General features: G+C 36.6%; 6 protein-coding genes and 4 pseudogenes. 4 read left to right on the top strand and 6 right to left on the bottom strand.

Annotated features, from left to right (window positions below; all coding sequences use genetic code 11):
* Both AXW61_RS17500 and AXW61_RS09750 read right to left on the bottom strand, forming a co-directional pair.
* Nucleotides 1-139 (bottom strand): annotated as a pseudogene (locus AXW61_RS17500) (IS5/IS1182 family transposase); the annotation flags it as partial.
* 223 nt (nt 140-362) lie between these two features.
* Nucleotides 363-605: a DUF2789 family protein gene (locus tag AXW61_RS09750; protein WP_004281876.1), complete on the bottom strand. Its 243-nt coding sequence runs from the start codon at nt 603-605 to the stop codon at nt 363-365.
* 348 nt (nt 606-953) lie between these two features.
* Here AXW61_RS09750 and AXW61_RS09745 point away from each other — a divergent pair, with 348 nt between their 5' ends.
* The 4 genes from AXW61_RS09745 (at nt 954) to AXW61_RS09730 (ending at nt 5,600) form a co-directional block, all read left to right on the top strand.
* On the top strand, nt 954-1,334 hold the full coding sequence (locus tag AXW61_RS09745; RefSeq protein WP_004681441.1) for a copper resistance protein CopC: 381 nt from the start codon (nt 954-956) through the stop codon (nt 1,332-1,334).
* A 64-nt stretch (nt 1,335-1,398) separates the two neighbouring features.
* Nucleotides 1,399-2,280 carry a CopD family protein gene (locus tag AXW61_RS09740; RefSeq protein ID WP_004733231.1) on the top strand — a complete coding sequence of 294 codons (882 nt, stop codon included), beginning with the start codon at nt 1,399-1,401 and terminating at the stop codon, nt 2,278-2,280.
* Nucleotides 2,281-2,749: 469 nt separating this feature from the next.
* Nucleotides 2,750-2,944 (top strand): heavy-metal-associated domain-containing protein, encoded by a 195-nt coding sequence (locus AXW61_RS09735; protein ID WP_004733233.1) that lies wholly within the window; start codon nt 2,750-2,752, stop codon nt 2,942-2,944.
* 178 nt (nt 2,945-3,122) lie between these two features.
* Nucleotides 3,123-5,600, top strand: a complete 2,478-nt coding sequence (locus AXW61_RS09730; protein ID WP_004281880.1) for a heavy metal translocating P-type ATPase — start codon at nt 3,123-3,125, stop codon at nt 5,598-5,600.
* Nucleotides 5,601-5,661: 61 nt separating this feature from the next.
* Here the strand turns inward: AXW61_RS09730 and AXW61_RS09725 are convergent, their stop codons facing one another.
* From AXW61_RS09725 to AXW61_RS17810, 4 genes and pseudogenes are all read right to left on the bottom strand, one after another.
* A complete protein-coding gene (locus tag AXW61_RS09725) occupies nt 5,662-6,276 on the bottom strand; it encodes a thiol:disulfide interchange protein DsbA/DsbL (RefSeq protein ID WP_004668326.1) in 615 nt (204 codons plus the stop codon).
* A gap of 186 nt (nt 6,277-6,462) precedes the next feature.
* Nucleotides 6,463-6,593: pseudogene (locus AXW61_RS17930) on the bottom strand (cation transporter); the annotation flags it as partial.
* 963 nt (nt 6,594-7,556) lie between these two features.
* Nucleotides 7,557-8,036 (bottom strand): annotated as a pseudogene (locus AXW61_RS09720) (recombinase family protein); the annotation flags it as partial.
* Between the two features lie 52 nt (nt 8,037-8,088).
* Nucleotides 8,089-8,440, bottom strand: a pseudogene (locus tag AXW61_RS17810) (IS6-like element IS1008 family transposase); the annotation flags it as partial.

Raw genomic sequence — 8,440 nt, 5'->3', positions numbered from 1 at the left:
GACCATGTTTACCTTTGGGTTGAGCGTACCATTGAGTCTTGGGATCAAACCAAATTGAGAGATTTCCTCGATTTATTAATGCACTGTTATAAGAAGACCAATTGGTTGTACGATAGATTTTAGGTGTGGGCTTATTCATTTGAGAATTATATTGTGGAATAAGCCTTTAGAGATAGGTTTGTGCAACAAAGCCGATAGATGGTAAAGAAGATTATTTTTAATATTAGGGTTTATAATCCAAATTTCAGAGTAAGGAATCTACTACTTATATAATAGAGATTCCATCTCCAAAACAGTACTACTGTATGAATGAGTTGTATTCAATGCAGGGAAGAATGTAGATCCTTAATACTAACGGAAAATTATTTTACTGAATTTTCATGTAAAGACTCATTTAATTGATCAATCACTGTCGTCCATTCACCATCAGAGTGTAGTTTTTCTTCTAAAAAATGACGTTGAGCATCAGTCCAAAAAATTGCTTGTGTTAAAAAAACATCTCCAGCTAGCTGATGGCTCTCTATGAATTTTGCAATTGCTTCTTCAGTAGAAGCTAAACCAAGCTGTTCAAATAATTTGGTCATTCTTGGACGTGTTTGAGTCATGTGCTTAGCCCACAAATTTATATTAGATCAAATTAAACATAACATGTTTATATTTAAACTAAAATATAAAAAATTAAATAGCTACTATTTTCTTAGACAAAATGATTACTACATTTCATAAATCAACCACCTACATAATTTGTTTGTTAAATGATCATTATTTTTCAATAAGATTACCATAGTTAAAGATTTTAAAATTTAAAAATGACAAAAATGTAATTTTGAAGTCATCGCTATGTTTCTGTCTCTCACTAATAATTGAAATATAAGAGGAGATGATGTGGTCTCATTAAATATAGATTTTATAAAGTCATCTCTAATGAACTAACGAATCAAGAGGAAACGTAAATGAAATTATTTCAAAATAAAATGACTGCTCTACGTAATGTTGTAGTAGCTGCAACGATGATTGTGGCTACTACAACTACGTTCGCTCATGTGAGTTTAGTGAGTGCGATTCCTGCGGAAAATGCATCTATCCTTAGTCAACCAAAGAACTTGACCCTTAACTTTGGTGCAGAGGTTATGTTGATGAATATTAAGTTACTGGATGCTCAGCGAAGAGATGTTCCTTTAAAATATAAAGTTACTCATGACTTAAAGAAATCCTTTGATGTCGCTCTTCCGAAACTGAAAAAAGGTAAATATACCGTTGTCTGGACAACAATGGGGAAAGATGGTCACAACATGAATGGTGAATATAGTTTCACTATCAAATCAACTAAATAAGAATTGATTACCTTTCAACATGTCAGTGAGGTGCTGGCATGTTGTTCTAGAATGGACAAAAATAATGATTTCTGAATATTGGATGTGGGCCACTTGGTTAACTAAGGTTATTTTATATTTAAGTGTAGCTTTTGTCGTTGGTGGAGCCTTTTGCTATTTTTTACTTAGACAATATCTTGAACTAAAAGAATCGATTCTTAAATATATTACAATTGGCGCTGGATTAGGCCTAATTTCCAGTACCTTGGGATTTTTTATTCTGATTGGTAGTTTTGCCAATACTGGTATTACAGGTATGGTGGACCCCACGTATATTAATATATTGGTTAATACTCCGACGGGGTATATATACGTTCTTCGTTCTATTAGTTTTGCTCTTTTACTTCTTCTCATGGTGGTTAAACTTAACAGGAACAAAGGTCATTTTTCTATAATTGAAAGTTCAATATTTTGTATTTTACTTATCCCGATTATTTTTAGTTTTTCCCAGCTCGGACATGTCGCTAATTTAACCTTACTTGCTCAAATTTTATTATCAATCCATATTCTAGTTATGTCGTTATGGATGGGGTCTTTATATCCGTTATGGAAAACCAGCCGGGAAATAAGTGGTTTACCTTTAAAAGATCGCATGCATGTATTTGGACGTATTGCTGCTTTCATTGTTGGGATATTAATCGCCTGTGGCGCTAGTGTAGCTCTTCTTTTAATTAAAGATTTTAATACCTTAATCAATACTGCATATGGCTATGGTTTCATGGTTAAAATGTTTTTTGTTATAAGTATTCTACTTTTAGCTGCCTTCAACAAATGGTATTTCACCCCGCGTCTTCAACATCCTAAATTCGCTAAACACCTTAGTCATGCCATTTTATTTGAGATGTTATTAGGTCTATCAATTCTATTAACAACAGGCTATATAACCACTGTCGTGGGTATTGAATAAGAGAATTTCAAAATAAGGGAATTGAGGAAATTTAACATTACTGCATTTATCTTTTGTAGCTGAGCAATAAAGTTTCTACTGGACTGTCAACTTACGACAATCAGAACAGTAAAATCGCATCATGAGGCATTATACATAAAGGTAGTCACCGGTTTTTAGCTTATCTTCAACCCATAACGGTCTCATCTATTCAGTTCACTACCATTGATTGAAATAACTAATCTTATAAATTTCAGAGTGATCGTAGATGACAAAAATGTCATTTTAAAGTCACATTAATGTTGGTTAAGTACTTTTACTGTAGTCATTAGAACACTCTTCTTTGGAATACTCTGAAGAAAACTGTAAGGTTGTAAACAGACCAAGTTACAGCGAGTAACTGATTCAGAAAAAGGCTGGTTGTATGGTGAAAGTTTAGAGTTACTGTTCTAATGTTTTAAACAAATGTTTTGTTAAAAAGGAGCAACATATGAAATTTCACATCGCTAATATGACTTGTGGTGGTTGTGCACGCGGCATTACTACCGCAATTAAAGAGCTCGACTCGAATGCTTCACTCGATATTGATTTACAAAACCGTATCGTTGAAATCAACACAACAGTGAGTCAGGATAAAGTCATTGCAACTCTCAGTGAGCGTGGATTTACAGCTGATCCTGCTTAATCTCTGTTAGAGTAACAGTGGGAATTCCTTACCACTTTTACTCTCTCTTATTTTCCTCATCGTACAGATAAAATCTGTACTTGCTTGCAATAAAAGTAGCCCCTGAATTCCCCATAATCTTGGTTCGAGCTGATCTTCGCATATAGAACTCAGCATATCTAAATGATAGAGATCGTATATGAGTACCGAAATGACTGATACGCCACACTACAGTGAAACATTAGAGATTGAGGGGATGACATGTGCTTCTTGTGTAGGCCGTGTGGAAAAAGCTTTAAAATCTGTTGAGGGTGTTGAATCGGCTCATGTAAATCTGGCTACCGAAAAAGCAGTCATTTATGCGCATCAACCACTTGATCGCGCTACTTTAATTAAAGCCGTAGAAAAAGCAGGCTACGAAGTGGAAGCGCTGCAACCAATAGAGCTTACGATTGAGGGTATGTCATGTGCTTCTTGTGTAGGTCGAGTAGAAAAGGCCTTAAAATCTGTTGAGGGTGTGGAATCAGCTCATGTAAATCTGGCTACTGAAAAAGCGACTATTCAGGCAAGCTCATCTGTCACTCGTGACTCGTTAATTCAGGCCGTCACCAAAGCAGGGTTTGAAGCAAAGTCAGTTCATCAAACTACGGAAAGCTTTCAAGATAAAAAAAATATTGAATTAGAAAAACTTAAAAAAGATTTAATTTTGTCAGTCTTATTGACTCTACCCGTTTTTATTTTAGAAATGGGATCACACCTGATTCCCGCCTTTCATACGTTTATGATGGATAACATTGGCCAACAAAATAGCTGGTTAATGCAATTTTTCTTGACCACAGTAGCATTAATTTTTCCAGGCCGACGCTTCTTTAAAAAGGGCATCCCAAGTTTATTCCGCTTAGCACCAGACATGAATTCCTTGGTGGCTGTAGGAACATTGGCTGCTTATCTTTATTCAGTGGTTGCTACTTTCTTTCCAAGTGTCCTGCCACAAGGCACGGTCAATGTTTATTATGAAGCTGCAGCGGTTATTATCACTTTAATTCTATTAGGTAGATTTTTTGAAGCCAAGGCAAAAGGCCGAACGTCTTTAGCAATTCAACATCTAGTTGGAATGCAGCCTAAAGTTGCCAGAATACAGCTCAATAATCAGGTGATAGAAGTTCCGATTGCCGAAGTTCAAACAGGAACGATTGTAGAGATTAGACCAGGCGAGCGTATCCCTGTCGATGGTGAAGTTATTCACGGCCAAAGTTTTATTGATGAATCCATGATTACTGGCGAGCCTATGCCCGTTGAAAAAACGATAGGCTCTACTGTGGTAGGAGGAACAATTAACCAAAGTGGCAGCTTAAATATCAAAGCCACCTCTGTTGGTAGTTCATCAGTGCTTTCTCAAATCATCCGAATGGTTGAACAGGCACAGGGTTCCAAGCTGCCTATTCAGGCATTGGTTGATAAAATTACCATGTGGTTTGTACCTGTAGTAATGGGTCTCTCTCTTTTAACTTTTATTACTTGGTTTATCTTCGGCCCTGAGCCAGCCCTAACGTTTAGCTTAGTTAATGCAGTTGCGGTACTCATTATTGCATGTCCTTGTGCAATGGGACTTGCAACGCCTACATCAATCATGGTGGGAACTGGGCGTGGTGCTGAAATGGGTGTTTTATTCCGTAAAGGGGAAGCTTTGCAGCTGCTCAAAGAAACTAAAGTGGTTGCTGTTGATAAAACAGGGACCCTGACTGAAGGGAAACCAATTTTAACCGATCTGCATGTCTTAGAAGGGTTTGAATACAATGCCGTACTTTCACTTATGGCAGCCGTTGAATCAAAGTCTGAGCATCCTATTGCTCGAGCAATTGTACAAGCCGCTATAGATAAGGAATTAATCCTGTCTCCTGTTGCTGATTTCAAGTCAGTCACGGGCTATGGAATAGAAGCAACGGTGTCTGAACATTTGGTTCATATTGGTGCAGATCGATATATGGAAAAACTAGGTTTGAATCCTAATGTTTTTTCTCAATTTTCGGATCGTTTGGGAGAAGAAGGAAAAACCCCTCTCTATGTTGCGATTGACCAGAAACTTGCTGCCATTATTGCTGTAGCAGATCCAATTAAAGAATCAACATTTGCTGCAATTGAAGCGTTACATCAGTTAGGTTTAAAGGTTGCCATGATTACAGGTGATAACCGTCATACAGCTCAAGCGATTGCAAAAAAACTAGGTATTGATGAGGTTATTGCAGAAGTCTTACCAGAAGGTAAAATAGAGGCCGTTAAAAAATTAAAAAATCAATATGGTAAACTCGCATATGTTGGAGATGGCATTAATGATGCCCCTGCACTTGCAGAAGCAGATATTGGTTTAGCAATAGGTACAGGTACAGACGTAGCTATTGAAGCTGCTGATGTGGTTTTGATGTCTGGCAACCTGAAAGGAGTGCCAAATGCTATCGCTTTAAGCAAAGCGACTATAACCAATATTCGTGAAAATTTATTTTGGGCATTTGTTTACAATGCAGCTCTGATTCCTATTGCAGCAGGTGTACTTTATCCGCAATTTGGACTGCTACTTTCTCCTGTATTTGCTGCTGGTGCAATGGCTCTCTCGTCAATATTTGTACTAGGAAATGCTTTACGATTAAAACGTTTTAAAGCCCCCCTTGCAATTATTTAAGTTTAAATAAAAAAACCTGCAGATTCGATGCAGGTTTTTTTTAGAGATAATCAATCGCGTCTTATTTGGCTTTACGCTCTTTTTCAATCAGGTAATTCACCACCTGAATTACTTTGGCATCATTGCCCTGCACAATATATTTACCATTCACGGTCACCGCTGGTACACCGCTTAACTGATATTGAGCAGTCAAATTTTTTGCCTGAGCAATTTTTGACGAAATCGGGAATGATTTATAAGTCGTGTTAAATTTCTCTTCAGAAATACCATAACGGGTATAGAACTTGGCCAATTGTGCCTGTTCTAAAATTGGACGCTGCTTGTCATGAATATCATGGAATAACTGTAAATGTGCTTTTTGACGCACACCCAGGGCTTCTGAAACATAATAAGCACGTGCAGCCTGTTCCCAAAGCGGGTTCATTGCAGCAGGTGTACGTACAAAACGGATATCTTTGGGTAATTTTTTCAACCAGTCCTGCATATGCGGTTCCAACGTGAAACAGTGACCACAGCCATACCAGAAGAATTCACGTACCTCAATTTTGCCCGGTTTTTCGACTTTGACTGGTTTTGCGACCACCTGATAGTCCTGACCTGCCACAAAATTGGCCATAGCACTACCTGAAAAGGCCAAAACAGATGCGGCAACAGCTCCTAAAAGGAATTTTTTCATTGGGATTATCGTCCTCTAAATCATTATGCTTAGTGTATGGGTTCACTATAAATCAATTATGCCGGTTCCGTTTTCATGCTGCGAACTTTTGTGCTATCAGAACCGCTACATTAAAGTATGCGACTGATTTTAAGTCAGTTAATATGGCCATTCGACCGCTATGTGTTTTTAGATAATCACAAAAGTTAAACTTTGAGTAATAAAAACGGTTATAATTTCTACGATTAAAACGTAGTGGTCAAACCTACAGTAAATATTAACTTCTTACTATTCTCTTCAGTAACAGCCGCGTGGCTCTGAGAATGATCTTCTGACATACAATAGTTTCCTTATTCTATTTACGATTAGCTGAGAGACTTGAGTAAGCCTCAATATTTCTGCTAAAAATTGCTTACTATAATTGGTCAAGAAGCTTTCTTTTCATTTATCCACCGGGACAATATTGGTAATAAAACCAACATAAGAAGGGTTGATGAGATAATCCCTCCAATAACCACATTTGCTAGTGGGCACTTTACTTTTTTCTCCAATTCCAATGCCTCCCTAACTAATTAGAGAGTTTTAAGCATTATTACATGAATCTTTCCAGTACTATTGTTGCAAATATACTAAGTTGCATATTTATTCCTGCCTATGTATAGGAGCATATGTAACCCTAAAGTTTAAAATAGTCTTTTCGGATTATTTAAAAATGGTAAAGAATAAATTAAAAACAATAAATATATTTATCATTCGATTTAAAAAAATTAATTAATCTTAGTTACACCATACTAAAAATAACTAATTTTTAGTTTTCCTAGTTATATGTGCTTCATTATAATTTTGAATTAATTCTCTTCACACCCTTTGCTTTTTTCATTGTTAATTATTTCTAAATTTTTCTCTAAGAAACGAAGTCCCCCATCAGCAAAACTACTGGTTGAAAAAACTATAGTAAAAATAACTAAAACAATCTTCATATATATATTATTGAATCTAATCATATCTTGGACCAAAAAATAATTTCTTCATATACTAATTCCTAGATATATACACCTAAATGACAACCAAATTACAAATTTGTAATTTGGTTAAGGTTTGTCCTAAAAAAAATAAATTAATACTATTTTAACAAAGATAAGTCGTTGCTGAAAAATTTGAATTGTAAGGGATTTAATTATTGCTAAATCAAAAATTTATAGGCCGGAAACTTTGTGATTCTTTGCTTTCTGCACTTATTATTTAATCAATGTTTCACGATTTTCATCGTGAAACTAAGTCTATTCGCAAATTTCAATGAGTTACTCACTGTCTTTTAAATAGCGGTATACCGCCTGGCGACTAATTCCAAATGCCTGGCCTAATGCCATTTTTGAAGGGTACTTCCCCTCCTTCCATGCCTGCCGTAAAGCTTCAGCTTGGTCGGGTTTTAATTTATGTACCCGGCCTTTGTACTTTCCTTGAGTAGAGGCTAGTTTAATTCCTTCCTTTTGCCGTTCTAAAATGATCTCACGTTCGAACTGTGCAAAAGCACCCATCAGTTGCAGCATCAAATTATCCATCGGGGTGGATTGGGCCGTAAAAGTAATATTTTCTTTTACAAACTGGATGGCAATCCCTCGTTTGACCAGTTTATCCACTTCAGTCACCAAATCTTTTAAGCTTCGCGCAAAACGATCCATGGAATGTACTATCACCCGGTCTCCTTCCCGGACATAATTCAACATTTCCTGAAATTTCGGTCGGTCGGTATTTTTACCTGAAGCACGGTCAACAAAAATGGCACTGTTGCAAATAGAGATTTGAGTCGATGAAGTTCCTTTTTAAAAGTGCTTAGAGACCGAAAACCCTGTTGATTAGACACACTTCACCCTGAGGCTGACCATAATAAAATGACGATGCTTGTCCTTTACGTAGTGCACGCATGACTTCAATACCTTTAATTGTGGCATAAGCAGTCTTCATAGATTTGAATCCTAATGTGGCCCTGATGATTCGCTTTAACTTACCATGATCACATTCAATGACATTATTTTTATACTTAATCTGCCTGTGCTCAATATCTACTGGACATTTTCCTTCTCGCTTTAATCGTGATAAAGCATGGCCATAGGTCGCTGCTTTATCTGTATTGATGACCCGTGGAATTTGCCATTTTTTCACCGTATTGAAGATCTTTCCTAAA

The organism is Acinetobacter sp. BMW17 (assembly GCF_001592855.1).
In the GTDB taxonomy this organism is placed as follows: Bacteria; Pseudomonadota; Gammaproteobacteria; order Pseudomonadales; family Moraxellaceae; genus Acinetobacter; species Acinetobacter johnsonii.
The sequence above is the reverse complement of the archived record's forward strand: the minus strand, read 5'-3'. Positions and strand labels throughout refer to the sequence as shown.

Coding starts and splice junctions, on each gene's coding strand:
- AXW61_RS09730 (WP_004281880.1), top strand. CDS start 3,123: ATGAGTACCGAAATGACTGATACGCCACACTACAGTGAAACATTAGAG.
- AXW61_RS09740 (WP_004733231.1), top strand. CDS start 1,399: ATGATTTCTGAATATTGGATGTGGGCCACTTGGTTAACTAAGGTTATT.
- AXW61_RS09725 (WP_004668326.1), bottom strand. CDS start 6,276: ATGAAAAAATTCCTTTTAGGAGCTGTTGCCGCATCTGTTTTGGCCTTT.
- AXW61_RS09745 (WP_004681441.1), top strand. CDS start 954: ATGAAATTATTTCAAAATAAAATGACTGCTCTACGTAATGTTGTAGTA.
- AXW61_RS09750 (WP_004281876.1), bottom strand. CDS start 605: ATGACTCAAACACGTCCAAGAATGACCAAATTATTTGAACAGCTTGGT.
- AXW61_RS09735 (WP_004733233.1), top strand. CDS start 2,750: ATGAAATTTCACATCGCTAATATGACTTGTGGTGGTTGTGCACGCGGC.